This window comes from Streptomyces reniochalinae (assembly GCF_003323735.1).
Lineage (GTDB): Bacteria > Actinomycetota > Actinomycetes > Streptomycetales > Streptomycetaceae > Streptomyces > Streptomyces reniochalinae.
The window spans coordinates 365,088-378,696 of the sequence record NZ_QOIM01000040.1; the positions used below are offsets into that span (position 1 = coordinate 365,088).

At 70.5% G+C, this 13,609-nt stretch carries 11 protein-coding genes; 2 read left to right on the forward strand and 9 right to left on the reverse strand.

All coding sequences use genetic code 11. The annotated features are described in order from the left end of the window. The first annotated feature begins 11 nt into the window (after positions 1 to 11). Both DQ392_RS23475 and DQ392_RS23480 read left to right on the forward strand, forming a co-directional pair. Positions 12 to 1,442, forward strand: coding sequence for a phytoene desaturase family protein (locus DQ392_RS23475; protein WP_114017665.1), 1,431 nt, complete (start codon positions 12 to 14; stop codon positions 1,440 to 1,442). A 141-nt stretch (positions 1,443 to 1,583) separates the two neighbouring features. Beyond that, the gene (locus DQ392_RS23480) at positions 1,584 to 2,684 is read left to right on the forward strand and encodes a glycerate kinase (protein ID WP_114017666.1); all 1,101 of its coding nucleotides are present in this window, start codon (positions 1,584 to 1,586) and stop codon (positions 2,682 to 2,684) included. Between the two features lie 146 nt (positions 2,685 to 2,830). Here the strand turns inward: DQ392_RS23480 and DQ392_RS23485 are convergent, their stop codons facing one another. From DQ392_RS23485 to DQ392_RS23525, 9 genes are all read right to left on the reverse strand, one after another. Next, positions 2,831 to 3,739 (reverse strand): CDP-alcohol phosphatidyltransferase family protein, encoded by a 909-nt coding sequence (locus tag DQ392_RS23485; protein WP_114017667.1) that lies wholly within the window; start codon positions 3,737 to 3,739, stop codon positions 2,831 to 2,833. Then, on the reverse strand, positions 3,726 to 4,415 hold the full coding sequence (locus tag DQ392_RS23490) for a phosphatidylserine decarboxylase (protein WP_245979434.1): 690 nt from the start codon (positions 4,413 to 4,415) through the stop codon (positions 3,726 to 3,728). The genes DQ392_RS23485 and DQ392_RS23490 overlap by 14 nt, the downstream gene beginning before the upstream one ends. Positions 4,416 to 4,584: 169 nt before the next feature. After that, on the reverse strand, positions 4,585 to 5,799 hold the full coding sequence (locus DQ392_RS23495; protein ID WP_114017669.1) for an acyl-CoA dehydrogenase family protein: 1,215 nt from the start codon (positions 5,797 to 5,799) through the stop codon (positions 4,585 to 4,587). A gap of 1 nt (position 5,800) precedes the next feature. Further along, entirely contained in the window at positions 5,801 to 6,325 is a 525-nt protein-coding gene (locus DQ392_RS23500) for a MaoC family dehydratase (protein WP_114017670.1), read from the reverse strand. Position 6,326: 1 nt separating this feature from the next. Next, entirely contained in the window at positions 6,327 to 7,298 is a 972-nt protein-coding gene (locus tag DQ392_RS23505; RefSeq protein WP_114017671.1) for an HpcH/HpaI aldolase/citrate lyase family protein, read from the reverse strand. After that, positions 7,299 to 9,404, reverse strand: coding sequence for a protein meaA (locus DQ392_RS23510; protein ID WP_114017672.1), 2,106 nt, complete (start codon positions 9,402 to 9,404; stop codon positions 7,299 to 7,301). 8 nt (positions 9,405 to 9,412) lie between these two features. Further along, on the reverse strand, positions 9,413 to 10,786 hold the full coding sequence (gene ccrA / locus DQ392_RS23515; RefSeq protein ID WP_114017673.1) for a crotonyl-CoA carboxylase/reductase: 1,374 nt from the start codon (positions 10,784 to 10,786) through the stop codon (positions 9,413 to 9,415). A 336-nt stretch (positions 10,787 to 11,122) separates the two neighbouring features. Then, positions 11,123 to 12,583: an amino acid permease gene (locus DQ392_RS23520; protein ID WP_114017757.1), complete on the reverse strand. Its 1,461-nt coding sequence runs from the start codon at positions 12,581 to 12,583 to the stop codon at positions 11,123 to 11,125. A gap of 223 nt (positions 12,584 to 12,806) precedes the next feature. Beyond that, positions 12,807 to 13,598, reverse strand: a complete 792-nt coding sequence (locus DQ392_RS23525; protein WP_181856553.1) for a TetR family transcriptional regulator — start codon at positions 13,596 to 13,598, stop codon at positions 12,807 to 12,809. Positions 13,599 to 13,609 lie beyond the last annotated feature (11 nt).

A 13,609-nucleotide genomic window follows, 5' to 3' on the forward strand; every position in this document is an offset into this window, starting at 1 on the left:
GGGAGCCACACGTGCCAGCGATCCGGGACGCGGTCGTCGTCGGAGCAGGCCCCAACGGGCTGACCGCGGCCGTGGAGTTGGCCCGCCGCGGGTTCGACGTCGAACTGTTCGAGGCGCGGGACGCGGTGGGCGGTGGGGCCCGTACCGAGGAGCTGACGCTCCCGGGCTTCCGCCACGACCCCTGCTCCGCCGTCCACCCCACCGGCGCCGGATCGCCCGCCTTCCGTTCCATGCCGCTGGGGCGGTACGGGCTGGAGTGGCTGCACCCGGAACTGCCCATGGCCCACCCGTTCCCCGACGGCAGCGCCGCCGTGCTCTCGCGCTCCGTGGGGGAGACGGCGGCCTCGCTCGGCCCGCGCGACGCGGGCGCCTACCGCCGGCTGGTGGGCCCCTACATCGGCCACTGGGAGACGCTCGCCGAGGACTTCTTCGGCTACGGTTCCGTGCTCAACGGCCGCTTCCCCCTCGACCCCGTCCAGCTCGTCCGCTTCGGGCTGACCGGGCTCCAGCCGGTCACCTGGTCGAAGCTCAGGTTCCGGGACGCCAAGGGCCCCGCGCTGTTCGCCGGCATGGCGGGACACGTCATCGCACCCATGAACAACCCCTTCATGATGGCGCCGGCGCTCGTCTTCGCGCTCGCCGCGCACGCCGTCGGCTGGCCGGTTCCGCGGGGCGGCTCGCAGGCCATCTCCGACGCGCTGGCCGGCTACCTGCGCGCGCTGGGTGGCGTCGTCCACACCGGCGTGGAGGTCAGACGCCTCGACGAGCTGCCGCCCGCGCGCGCCTACGTCTTCGACACCTCACCGACCGCGCTCGCCCGCATCGCGGGGCTGGGCAGCGCGTACGACAACGTCCGCTACGGCGCCAGCCTCTTCAAGATCGACTACGCGCTGGACGGGCCCGTCCCGTGGACCTCTCCCGAGGCGGCCCGCGCCGGCACGGTGCACGTCGGCCCGACGATCGGCGACATCGACACCGCGATGAAGGACGCCGTGGTCCGCGGGCGCGCCCCCGAGCGGCCTTTCCTGATCACCTCGCAGCCCAGCCTCACCGATCCGACCCGCGCCCCCGAGGGCAAGCACGTCTTCTGGGCGTACGGGCACCTGCCCAACGGCTGGAGCGGCGACGCCACCGAGGCCGTCGAGCGTCAGATCGAGCGCTTCGCGCCGGGCTTCCGCGACCGGGTGCTCGCCCGCGCCACCGCGGGGCCGCCCGAGCTAGCCGCACGCAACGCCAACTACGTCGGCGGCGACATCGCCTGCGGCTCGGCGGCCGGGCTGCGCCTGCTGATCCGGCCCAAGCTCACGCGCGTCCCCTACGAGACCGCGCACCCCGCCGTCTACCTGTGCTCCTCCGCCACCCCGCCGGGGCCTGGCGTGCACGGGATGGCGGGGCACCACGCGGCCCGAGCGGTATGGCGCAGGCTGCACCGCAGGGCGTGACCGCCGTCGGGCCGACGACGGCCCCATGGTCGGGGAAGCCGCCCGGCAGATAGGGTCACGACGGCGCGACTGCCTGTTCGAACAACAGAGAGACCCAGGGGCAGAACCATGACTACGACGGCGCGGACCACACCGGCGCGCGTGCTGATCGCCGCGGACAAGTTCAAGGGATCGCTGACGGCCGTCGAGGTCGCCGACCGCGTGACGGCCGGAATCCGGAAGGCCCACCCCGAGGCGGAGGTCGAGGCCGTACCCGTGGCCGACGGCGGCGACGGCACCGTCGCGGCGGCCGTCGCGGGCGGCTTCACCCGCCACGAGGTGGAGGTCACCGGGCCGACCGGTGCCCCTGTCACCGCCGCCTTCGCGCTCCGCGAGGGCACGGCCGTCGTGGAGATGGCCGAGGCGGCCGGTCTCCAGCACCTGCCGCCCGGGGTCTTCGTCCCCCTGACGGCCACCACCTTCGGCGTCGGCGAGCTGCTGCTGGCAGCGCTCGACGCGGGCGCCACCACCATCATCCTCGGCGTCGGGGGGTCCGCCACCACCGACGGCGGCGCCGGCATGCTCGACGCCCTCGGCGCCCGTCTCCTGGACCGCGACGGCGACTCCGTGCCGTGGGGCGGCGGCGGACTGCGCGAGCTGGTCACCGCCGATCTGTCGACCATGGACGCGCGGCTGGAGAACGTCGAGGTCGTCCTCGCCAGCGACGTCGACAACCCGCTGACGGGCCCCAAGGGCGCGGCCGCCGTCTACGGCCCGCAGAAGGGCGCGAGCGACGAGGACGTGACGCTGCTCGACGGCGCCCTCACGCACCTCGCGGAGACCCTCGGCGCGCAGGAGGCGGCCGCCGCGCCCGGCGCGGGCGCGGCGGGCGGTATCGGCTTCGGCGCCCTGGTCGGGCTCCGCGCCCGTTTCCGGCCCGGCATCGATCTCCTCATGGAGGAGCTCGGCGTCGAGGCCGCCATCCAGCGGGCCGCGCTCGTGATCACCGGCGAGGGCTCGCTGGACGAGCAGACCCTGCACGGCAAGGCGCCGGCCGGGGTCGCGGCGGCTGCCGGGCGCGCCGGCAAGCCCGTGGTGGCGGTGTGCGGGCGGCTCGCCATCGACCGCAAGCAGCTCAAGGCCGCCGGGATCGAGCGCGCCTACGCGCTGACGGACATCGAGCCGGATGTCCAGCGGTGCATCGCCGAGGCCGGACCGCTGCTGGAGCGGCTCGCCGAGCAGCTGGCCGCCGACCAGCTCTGAGCTTTTCCCCTGCCCGCCCCTTCCCGTTTCCTCGGGGGCTCCGGGCACACCCCCCGCAGCAACAGTGAAAGGGTGCGGCAGGGGCCTCTGCACGCAGGAGAGGGGCCCGCCACATATGTGGCGGGCCCCTCTCCTGCGTGACGTGGCTAGCCCTGCGCGGCAGCGCGCGCCTCGCGGCGGTTGTCGCGGAAGGCGTTCACCCGTCGTGCCGTCGCGAACAGCGGGATCACGGCTCCGAGGACGACCTGGAGCGCGCACCCGGTCTGGAGCAGCAGCTCACCGCCGGGGGCGTCGAACGCCCACGAGGCCAGCAGCCCCATGCTGAGCACGATCCAGCAGAGCATGGCCACCGCGAGCCGTCCGCGCGGCTTGGGGTACTCGACGCGGCTGACCATCAGCCACGCCACGCCCAGGATGCCCAGCGCGGTGGGCATGAACGGCAGCTCCAGCAGCACGATCGAGATGACGGTCAGCGCGCCGAACGGTCCCGGCATGCCCTGGAACATCCCGTTCCGCATGGGCACGCAGGAGAACCGGGCAAGCCGCAGCACCACCGCCAACAGCACCACGATCGCGGCGACCACCGAGACGCGCTGGTTGGCGTCGTTGGCGACCATGCCCCACACGGCCACGAAGTAGGCGGGGGCCAGCCCGAAGCTGATGAGGTCGGAGAGGTTGTCCAGCTCGGCGCCCATGGCCGAGCTGCGCAGCTTGCGCGCGACCAGCCCGTCGAAGAGGTCGAAGACGGCCGCCATCAGCATCAGCACCACGGCCGTCGCCGCGCTGTGCCGGGCCATGCCGCCGTCCTCGCTGCCCGTCAGGTGCGGGATGAGGACGCCTGTGGTGGTGAAGTACACCGCCATGAAGCCGCAGGTGGCGTTGCCCAGCGTCAGCGTGTCCGCGATCGACAGGCGCGTCGAGAGCGGCATCTCGTCGTCGGCGTCGTCCTCGAAGCCGTCCGCGGCGAAGTCGTCCGCGAAGTCGGTGTCCCGCTCGGCGGTGCGTTCGGCACCCGGGGCCCAGGTGGGCTGGGCGTCGGGATCAATCACGGTCAAGGCGAGTCACCCCCGCTGTCGTGGCCTGGCCGACCTCCACGGCGGCCTCTACCCCCTTGGGGAGGTAGACGTCGACCCGGGAGCCGAACCTGATCAGCCCGAGGCGCTCACCCTGCTCGACCTTGGCGCCGCTGGGCAGGTAGGGCACGATACGCCGGGCGACGGCGCCGGCGATCTGCACCATCTCGATGTCGCCGAGCTCCGTGTCGAAGTGCCAGACGACGCGTTCGTTGTTCTCGCTCTCCTTGTTGAACGCCGGAACGTAGCCGCCGGGGATGTGCTCGACGGACGTCACCGTGCCGGCCAGCGGCGCGCGGTTGACGTGGACGTTCAGCGGGCTCATGAAGATGGCGACACGGGTTCGGCCGTCCTCCCACGGCATGATGCTCTGCACCACGCCGTCGGCCGGGGAGATCACCCGGCCCTGGCCGATTTCCCGCTCCGGGTCACGGAAGAACCACAGCATCCCGGCTGCGAGGGCCGTGGCCGGCACGGCGACCAGCGCGGCGCGCGGCGACTTGCGCACGCGCGCCAGGCTGAGGGCCGCCGTCGCGACGGTCGGCACGAGCCACGGCGAGGCTCCGCGCGCGAGGCGTACGCGGGGCGCGCCGCTCGCGCCGGAAGCCGGTCCCGGCAAGGGTGAGCCGCTGGGTGCAGTGGTAGGGCTGTGGGGCATGAATGACCTTCGTAGCGGAGGGAGCCGCTTAGGAGACAGGGGACGGCGGCTTTCCCGGGATGCTATCGGTTTCTGAGGGCAACTGGGCAAGCCAGCGGGCCAGTCAGTGACCGAAGTCCCGGGCCGGGGTGTGATCTTGATCCCCAAGAAAACACTCCTAAAGGGACATTCAGCCCTGTGTGCGGTACTCCTCCAGCAGTCGCCGGCCCACGATCATTTTCTGGATCTCTGCGGTTCCCTCGCCGATCAGGAGCATCGGCGCTTCCCGGTAGAGCCGCTCGATCTCGTATTCCTTACTGAAACCGTACCCGCCGTGTATACGGAAGGAGTCCTCGACGACCTCCTTGCAGTACTCGGATGCGAGATATTTGGCCATCCCCGCCTCCAAGTCGTTGCGTTGGCCCGCGTCCTTCTTGCGGGCGGCGCCGACCATCAAGGCGTGTGCCGCCTCGACCTTGGTGGCCATCTCGGCCAGTTTGAACTGAATGGCCTGATGCCCGGCGATCGGCTTGCCAAACGTGTGTCGCTGCTGTGCGTAGTCGATACCGAGCTCGAAAGCACGCTGAGCGACGCCGCAGCCACGTGCCGCGACATTCACCCGGCCGACTTCCACTCCGTCCATCATCTGGTAAAAACCGCGTCCCGTGGTGCCGCCGAGTACGCGGTCGGCCGGAACGCGCAGACCGTCCATGACGAGCTCGGTGGTGTCGACCCCCTTGTAGCCCATCTTCTCGATCTTGCCGGGGATGGTGAGACCCGGCTTGACCTGGCCGAATCCTGGCTCCTTTTCCACCAGGAACGTCGTCATGGACTTGTGCGGAGCAGTTGACTGCGGATGGCCCTCGTCCGTACGGCACAACACCGCCACCAGCGTGGACGAGGCTCCGTTGGTCAGCCACATCTTCTGCCCTGTCAGCAGGAAGTCGCCGGACTCGTCGTCGGCGCGCACCCCCTTGGAGGAGATGGCCGAGACGTCCGAACCGAGGGCGGGCTCGGACATCGAGAAAGCCCCGCGGACCTCACCCGTCGCCATCCTCGGCAGAAAGTGCGCCTTCTGTTCCTCGGTGCCGTGCCGCCTCAGCATGTGGGCCACGATGAAGTGCGTGTTGATGATGCCCGACACGCTCATCCAGCCGCGGGCTATCTCCTCCACGCAGAGCGCGTAGGTGAGCAGCGACTCGCCGAGGCCGCCGTACTCCTCGGGGATCATCAGCCCGAAGACGCCCAGCTCTTTGAGGCCGGCCACGATCTCGTCCGGATAAGCGTCCGCGTGCTCGAGTTCCGTGGCCACCGGAATGATCTCTTTGTCGACGAAGTCGCGAACCGTCGAGACGATTTCCCGCTGTATCTCCGTCAGACCTTCCGTCTGCGCCAGACGACCCATCTCACTTACCGCCCTTCGGTGCGGGCTCGGCCATCTCGGGACGGCCCGGCTGTTCCCCGCCGCGTGCGGCGACGTAGGCACGGGTGGGCACCATCACCTTCCGCCGGAAGACGCACACGAGCGTGCCGTCCTGCTTGTAGCCCTTGGTTTCGACGGACACGACGCCCCGGTCGTCCTTCGACCGCGACGGCGTCTTGTCCAGCACCGTCGTCTCGCCGTACAGGGTGTCGCCGTGGAAGGTCGGGGCGACGTGCTTGAGGGACTCGATCTCCAGATTGGCGATGGCCTTGCCCGACACGTCCGGTACCGACATGCCCAGCAGCAGGGAATAGACGTAGTTGCCGACCACCACGTTCCTGCCGAAGTCGGTCGTCGAACCGGCGTAGTGGCTGTCCAGGTGGAGCGGATGGTGGTTCATGGTGAGCAGGCAGAACAGATGGTCGTCGTACTCGGTGACGGTCTTGCCCGGCCAGTGCTTGTAGGTGTCGCCCACCGTGAATTCCTCGTAGGTGCGCCCGAACTGCATCTCAGGCCTCCTCAGGGGTGAAGGAGGTGGTGCGCCGCATGCCCGCGGCCCGGCCCTTGCCGGAGACGACCAGCGCCATCTTGCGGCTGGCCTCGTCGATCATCTCGTCGCCGAGCATCGCCGAGCCCTTCTTGCCGCCCGCCTCCGAGGTGCAGTAGGCGTACGCGTCGAGGATCATCTCGGCGTGGTCGTAGTCCTCCTGGGAGGGCGCGAAGACCTCGTTGGACGCCTCGACCTGGCCCGGGTGCAGCACCCACTTGCCGTCGAAGCCGAGCGCCGCGGCACGCTGGGCGACCTTGCGGTAGCCCTCCACGTCGCGGATCTGGAGGTAGGGCCCGTCGATGGCCTGGAGGTCGTGGGTGCGGGCCGCCATCAGGATGCGCATCAGGATGTAGTGGTAGGCGTCGGCCGGGTAGCCGGGCGGCTGCTCGCCGACGACCAGCGACTTCATGTTGATGGACGCCATGAAGTCGGCGGGCCCGAAGACGATGGTCTCCATCCGGGGCGAGGCCGCGGCGATCTCGTCGACGTTCACCAGGCCCTTGGCGTTCTCGATCTGCGCCTCGATGCCGATGCGGCCCACCTCCAGGCCCACCGTCTTCTCGATCTGCGTCAGCAGCATGTCAAGGGCCTGGATCTGCGCCGCGTCCTGCACCTTCGGGAGCATCACGCAGTCCAGCGCGGCGCCGGCGCCCTCCACGACGGTGACCACGTCGCGGTACGTCCACTCGGTCGTCCAGTCGTTGACGCGGACGACGCGCGTCTTGCCGCTCCAGTCGCCCTCGTTGAGGAACTTCACGATGGTGTGCCGTGCCTCGGGCTTGGCCAGCGGCGCGCACGCGTCCTCCAGGTCGAGGAAGACCTGGTCGGCGGCCAGGCCCTGGGCCTTCTCCAGGAACCGCGGGTTGCTGCCGGGCACCGCCAGGCAGGAGCGGCGCGGACGGAGCGCACGCTGCTGGTTCTCGCTGCTCACTTAGCTGACCTCCACAGTCTCTCGCCGGCCGGGCGTGGCGCCGCTCGTCCGGTCGCTTCTCTCGAGCTTGTTGCGTGTCCTGATCTGGTCGACGATACGGCCGATGATCTCGGTGATCCCGAAGTCCTTCGGGGTGAAGACGGCGGCGACACCGGCCTCGGTCAGCGCCCGCGCGTCCGCCGCCGGAATGATTCCCCCCACGATCACGGGTACGTCACTCGCGCCCGCTGTCCGCATCCGCTCCAGCACGTCGGGCACCAGTTCGGCGTGCGAGCCGGAGAGGATGGACAGCCCCACGCAGTGCACGTCCTCGGCGAGCGCCGCGGCGACGATCTCCTCGGGCGTGAGCCTGATGCCCTGGTAGACCACCTCGAAGCCCGCGTCCCTGGCCCGTACGGCGATCTGTTCGGCCCCGTTGCTGTGACCGTCCAGCCCCGGCTTGCCCACCAGCAGCCGCAGCTTGCCGACGCCGAGCTCTTCGGCGGTGCGCTCCACCTTCGCCCGCACCCCGGCCAGCTCGGAGCCCTCCTCGGCGCTGACCGCCACCGGCGCGGAGGAGACGCCCGTCGGTGCCCTGAACTCGCCGAAGACCTCGCGCAGCGCCCCCGCCCACTCGCCGGTGGTCACCCCCGCGCGGGCGCACTCCAAGGTGGCCTCCATGAGGTTCGTCTCGCCAAACGCCGCCTCGCGCAGCGCCGCCAGGGCCTGCTCGGCGCTCGGGTACAGGCCGGGATCGCGGGTGCCCTCGCGCCAGAACGGCTCGTCCCGTGACGCGCGCCAGCGCTCCACGGCCTCCACCGTCGCCGCCTCGCCGGCCGGGTCCACCGTCAGGATCGCGGTGTCCAGATCGGCGGTCAGCGGGCTGGGCTCGCTCGACTCGTAGCAGTTGACGCCGACGATGCGCTCCTCACCCGACTCGATTCTGGCCCGGCGCTCGGCGTGCGAGGCGACGAGCTGCGACTTCAGGTAGCCCGACTCGACGGCCGCCATCACCCCGCCCATCTCCTCGATGCGCTCCATCTCGGCCAGCGACTGCTCGACGAGCGTCTCCACCCGCTTCTCGATCACGTGCGACCCGGCGAAGATGTCCTCGTACTCCAGCAGGTCGCTCTCGTGTGCCAGCACCTGCTGGATGCGCAGCGACCACTGCTGGTCCCAGGGGCGCGGCAGGCCCAGCGCCTCGTTCCAGGCCGGCAGCTGCACGGCGCGGGCGCGGGCGTCCTTGGAGAGGGTGACGGCCAGCATCTCCAGCACGATGCGCTGCACGTTGTTCTCCGGCTGCGCCTCGGTCAGGCCGAGCGAGTTGACCTGGACGCCGTAGCGGAAGCGGCGCTGCCTGGGGTCGGTGATCCCGTAGCGCTCCGCGGTGATCCGGTCCCAGATGCGGGTGAAGGCCCGCATCTTGCACATCTCCTCCACGAACCGGACGCCCGCGTTCACGAAGAACGAGATCCGCGCGACCACCTGGCCGAACTCCTCGGGCGGCACCTGACCACTGTCCCGTACGGCGTCCAGCACCGCGACCGCCGTCGCCATCGCGTAACTGATCTCCTGGACGGGCGTGGCACCGGCCTCCTGGAGGTGGTAGCTACAGATGTTGACCGGGTTCCACTTGGGGAGGTGCGCCACCGTGTAGGCGATCATGTCGGTCGTCAGCCGCAGCGAGGGGCCAGGCGGGAAGACGTGCGTCCCGCGCGAGAGGTACTCCTTGACGATGTCGTTCTGCGTCGTCCCCTTCAGCTGCGTGACGTCCGCGCCTTGCTCCTCCGCGACCACCTGGTAGAGCGCCAGCAGCCACATGGCCGTGGCGTTGATGGTCATGGAGGTGTTCATCTTCTCCAGCGGGATGCCGTCGAAGAGCCGGCGCATGTCGCCCAGGTGGGAGACGGGCACACCGACCCGGCCGACCTCGCCGCGCGCGAGGACGTGGTCGGGGTCGTAGCCGGTCTGGGTCGGCAGGTCGAAGGCGACGGACAGCCCGGTCTGGCCCTTCTCCAGGTTGCGCCGGTACAGCTCGTTGGACGCCTCGGCCGTGGAGTGCCCGGCGTACGTGCGCATCAGCCAGGGCCGGTCCTTGGGGTGCCTGTCGTCGTGGGGCTCGGTCATGACGCGCCTCACACGTCCAGGCCGTGCCCGCCGGTCCGCGCACCCTCGGTGTCGCGGAACAGGTTGATGGCGTCGACGTGCCGGGCGCGCTTGTCGTGGTCGCGCACGCCCATGCCCTCCTCGGGCGCCAGGCACAGCACGCCGACCTTGCCCTGGTGCACGTTGCGGTGCACGTCGTGGGCGGCCTGACCGGTCTCCGCGAGGGGGTAGACCTTGGAGAGGGTCGGGTGGATCTTCCCCTTGGCTATCAGCCGGTTGGCCTCCCAGGCCTCGCGGTAGTTGGCGAAGTGGGAGCCGACGATCCGCTTCAGCGACATCCACAGGTAGCGGTTGTCGTAGCTGTGCTCGTAGCCCGAGGTCGAGGCGCAGGTGACGATGGTGCCGCCCTTGCGGGTGACGTAGACGCTCGCGCCGAAGGTCTCGCGCCCCGGGTGCTCGAAGACGATGTCCACGTCCTCGCCGCCGGTCAGCTCGCGGATGCGCTTTCCGAAGCGCTTCCACTCCCTCGGGTCCTGGCGGTGCTCGTCCTTCCAGAACCGGTAGCCCTCGGCCTTGCGGTCGATGATGGCCTCGGCACCCATCCTGCGGCAGATCTCGGCCTTGTCCTCGCTGGAGACCACACAGATCGGGTTGGCGCCGCCGGCCAGCGCGAACTGGGTGGCGTAGGAGCCCAGGCCGCCGCTGGCGCCCCAGATGAGGACGTTGTCGCCCTGCTTCATGCCGGCGCCGTTGCCCGAGACGAGCTGGCGGTACGCGGTGGAGTTGACCAGCCCTGGCGCCGCGGCCTCCTCCCAGCTGAGGTGGCCGGGCTTGGGCATCAACTGGTTGGACTTGACCAGTGCGATCTCGGCGAGCCCGCCGAAGTTGGTCTCGAACCCCCAGATCCGCTGTTCGGGGTCGAGCATCGTGTCGTTGTGCCCGTCGGCGGACTCCAGTTCGACCGAGAGGCAGTGGGCGACGACCTCGTCGCCCGGCTTCCAGGAGTTGACGCCCGCGCCGGTGCGCAGCACGACGCCGGCCAGGTCGGAGCCGATGATGTGGTACGGCAGGTCGTGCCGCTTGGTCAGCGGGGACAGGCGGCCGTAGCGCTCCAGGAAGCCGAAGGTGGACATCGGCTCGAAGATCGAGGTCCACACGGAGTTGTAGTTGACCGAGGAGGCCATCACGGCCACCAGGGCCTCGCCCGGGCCGAGTTCGGGCACGGGCACCTCGTCCAGGTGGAGCGACTTGCGCGGGTCCTTGTCGCGGGTCTCCAGCCCTTCGAACATCCCGGCGTCGTCCTTGTGGACGGTCATGGCGCGGTAGGAGTCGGGCAGGGGGAGGGCGGCGAAGTCCTCGGGGGAGGTGTCGGACGCGAGGATCGCGTCGAGGATCTGGTTCACGGTATGCCTCCGGCGAAGCGCGAAAGTCGAAAGGACTCTTCCGGCGTCCTGCCGGAAGGTGCCCCGGGGGGTCGTCGGTTGTGAGGCAGCGCCGTCGGTTCGGCTGGTGCGTGTGCGCGGGTGTGCGCGGGGTCGCTCGTGACGCCGAGCGGTCCGGGGCGACACGGTTTCGGCCGTGGGGACAGCGCCCGGACTGATGCCAAGGTATGACACCCAGTGCCAGTGCACAAGACACCGAGTGCCGCGAAAACTCACATGGAGGCAGACTCTCTCATGTGAGCGATGATCGATCAGAGTGTGCGTAGCCGCAGGTCACAGCCGTCGGCCCGGTGCGCGTCAGGGCACGGGGTGCTCCGGCGGCTCCTCACCCTTCCGCAGCCGGCTCCGCCGGCGCCCGTAGACCGCGTAGAGCACGGCACCGAGCGCCATCCACACCGCGAACCGCAGCCACGTCTCGGCGGGCAGATTGAGCATCAGCCACAGCGACGCCAGCACCGAGACCAGCGGCAGCACGGGCACCAGCGGGGTACGGAAGGCCCGCGGCAGGTCGGGCCGGGTGCGCCGCAGGACGAGCACGCCCAGTGCCACCACGACGAACGCGAACAGCGTGCCGACGTTCACCAGTTCCGCCAGCTCCGCGATGCTGGTGAACCCCGCGATGACCGCCACCACCACCCCGAGCAGCACCGTCGAGCGGTAGGGGGTGCCGAACCGCGGGTGCACCCGCGAGAAGAGGCGCGGCAGCAGCCCGTCCCTGCTCATGGCGAAGAACACCCGCGACTGGCCCAGGAGCAGGATCATGCACACCGTCGTGAGGCCGACCGCGGCACCGAAGCTGATCAGCCCGGCCCAGAACGGCTGGCCGACGGCCTTGAAGGCGTCCGCCAGCGGCGCGTCGACCGTCAGTTCGGTGTACTTGCGCATCCCCGTGACGACCACCGAGACCGCGACGTAGAGCACCGTGCAGACGACCAGCGAACCCAGGATGCCGCGCGGCATGTCGCGCTGCGGATCGCGGGTCTCCTCGGCGGCGGTGGCCACCACGTCGAAGCCGATGAAGGCGAAGAAGACGACGGCCGCCGCGGTGAAGACGCCCATCACGCCGAAGTGGGTGGGCTGGTAGCCCGACACCAGCTGGATCAGCGGCGCCGCCCACCCGGAGCCGGAGTCGGCGGCGCCCTGGGCGGGCGGGATGAACGGGTCGTAGTTGTCCCCCGTGACGAAGAAGGCACCGGCGATGATGACCAGCAGGACGACGCCCACCTTGACGGCCACCACGGTGGTGGTGACGCGGGCCGACAGCTTCATGCCCGCCACCAGGACCGCGGTCAGCGCCAGCACCAGCAGGCAGGCCAGCAGGTCGAAGCCGAACCCGGTCTCCTCGCTGGTGCCCGAGAGCCACTGCGGCAGGCCCCAGCCGACGCTGTCCAGCAGGGAGCGCACGTAGCCCGACCAGCCGACCGCGACGACCGCACAGCCGAGCGCCAGCTCCAGCACCAGGTCCCAGCCGATGATCCAGGCGGGCAGCTCGCCCAACGAGGCGTAGGCGAAGGTGTAGGCGGACCCGGCGACCGGGACCGTGGAGGCGAACTCGGCGTAGCACAGGGCGGCCAGCGCGCACACCCCGCCGGCGATCGCGAAGGCGATGGCCACCGAGGGCCCCGCGGTCGTCTTGGCGACCTGCCCGGTCAGGACGAAGATGCCGGTGCCGATGACGACGCCGACCCCGAAGACGGTCAAATCCAGCGCGCTCAGCGACCGCTTGAGGCCCCGCTCCGGATCGTCCGTGTCGAGCATGGACTCCTCGACGGACTTGGTCCGCAACCACTGTCTCGGGCTCTTCGGCCCGCCTGGCGCCACCGACACCGCCGCACCTCCATGTCGCCTCACGCGCCATGGTTTCCACTCCCCGGGTGCGGACGGGGGAACGCGGGGCGGGGCACGGGCGCAATTCACCCGACTCCCTCGTCCGCGCGCGTCAGCGCCGGCCGCCTGCGGGGCGGCGAGGGGCCGCGTACGGTCAGCTCTGGCCGAGTGCGCGTTCGATCGTGGACATGATCTCGCCCAGCGGCGCGTCGGTACGGGCGACCGTCACCAGCACCTCGTCCTTGCGCTCGAGGGTCGCGGCGGGCTCCTCGGAACCGGGGCGGTGCGCGCCGAAGCCGGTGCCGAAGGTGCGCCGTACGATCGCGAACGCGTGGTCGAGCTGCGACATCACGTCGCCGGTGCCGCCCGAGCGCAGCCAGCGCCGCAGCACGTGGTTGTGCGCGGTGACCACGGCGGAGGCCGCCACCTCGGCCAGCAGCGGCTCGTCGTAGCCGCTGACCCCGTCCCGGTGCGCCTCCTCGTCGAAGTGGCCCAGCAGATAACGGGTGAACAGCCGCTCGTAGCGCGCCACCGAGGCGATCTCCCGCTCGCGCAGCGCCGGCACCTCGCGGGTCAGCTTGTACCGCTCCACGCTGCCCTTGGGGGAGGCGGCGTACATCTTCATGACTTCCTTGATGCCGCGGCACACGGTGTCCAGCGGGTGCTCGTGCGCCGGTGCGGCCTCCAGCACCGCCTGCGCGCGCACCAGGGTGTCGTCGTGGTCCGGGAAGATCGCCTCTTCCTTGGAACGGAAGTGCCGGAAGAAGGTGCGCCGGGCGACGCCCGCCATGGCCGCGATCTCATCCACCGTGGTCGCCTCGTAACCCTTCGTGGCGAAGAGCTCCATGGCCGCCGCGGCCAACTCCCGGCGCACCTTGAGGCGCTGGGATGCGGCACCGTTCGCACGGGTGCTGGTCGTACGGGAGTTCTTCTCGGGCTCTGGCATGTGGTGAACGT

Bases quoted from the DNA above. Each gene is read 5' to 3' on its own strand.
- DQ392_RS23490 (WP_245979434.1), bottom strand. From the start codon at position 4,415: ATGCCCCACAGCCCTACCACTGCACCCAGCGGCTCACCCTTGCCGGGA.
- DQ392_RS23510 (WP_114017672.1), bottom strand. From the start codon at position 9,404: ATGACCGAGCCCCACGACGACAGGCACCCCAAGGACCGGCCCTGGCTG.
- DQ392_RS23520 (WP_114017757.1), bottom strand. From the start codon at position 12,583: ATGCTCGACACGGACGATCCGGAGCGGGGCCTCAAGCGGTCGCTGAGC.
- DQ392_RS23500 (WP_114017670.1), bottom strand. From the start codon at position 6,325: ATGCAGTTCGGGCGCACCTACGAGGAATTCACGGTGGGCGACACCTAC.
- DQ392_RS23495 (WP_114017669.1), bottom strand. From the start codon at position 5,799: ATGGGTCGTCTGGCGCAGACGGAAGGTCTGACGGAGATACAGCGGGAA.
- DQ392_RS23525 (WP_181856553.1), bottom strand. From the start codon at position 13,598: ATGCCAGAGCCCGAGAAGAACTCCCGTACGACCAGCACCCGTGCGAAC.